Source organism: Streptomyces calidiresistens (genome assembly GCF_014141525.1).
GTDB lineage: Bacteria > Actinomycetota > Actinomycetes > Streptomycetales > Streptomycetaceae > Streptomyces > Streptomyces calidiresistens.
The window spans coordinates 1-455 of sequence record NZ_VKHS01001566.1; the positions used below are offsets into that span (position 1 = coordinate 1).

Genomic DNA, 455 nt, shown 5'->3' on the forward strand with positions numbered 1-455 from the left:
CGGGCCGGGGACGGAAAAACGCCGGTCCGGCCGCTCGCGGGAGCGGTCGGACCGGCGCCGTGGGGTGCTACTTCTTGGCCGCCTTGGCCGCGGCCTGCTTGCCGAAGCGGGCCTCGAAGCGGGCCACGCGACCACCGGTGTCGAGGATCTTCTGCTTGCCGGTGTAGAAGGGGTGGCAGGCCGAGCAGACGTCGGCGCGGATGGCGCCGCCGCTCACGGTGCTGCGGGTGGTGAAGGAGTTGCCGCAGGTGCAGCTGACCTGCGTCTCGACGTACTCCGGGTGGATGTCGCGCTTCATGGTGTCTCCTGTGGTCGGGAGGGTGCCGGGTCGCGGCGCCGTTTGCGCCACGTGAACCGGGACCGACGCACCAGTGTGCCGGCACTGGTCGTGACAGCCAAAACGTGACGGGAGGGGACGGTATTCCCCCTTCCCCCTGTCTCTTATATACATCTGA

General features: G+C 68.8%; 1 protein-coding gene. It reads right to left on the minus strand.

What is annotated here, in order from left to right:
- Window positions 1-67: 67 nt before the first annotated feature.
- Window positions 68-298, minus strand: a complete 231-nt coding sequence (gene rpmE / locus FOE67_RS28300; protein WP_182667634.1) for a 50S ribosomal protein L31 — start codon at window positions 296-298, stop codon at window positions 68-70.
- Window positions 299-455 lie beyond the last annotated feature (157 nt).

Coding starts and splice junctions, on each gene's coding strand:
- rpmE (WP_182667634.1), bottom strand. CDS start 298: ATGAAGCGCGACATCCACCCGGAGTACGTCGAGACGCAGGTCAGCTGC.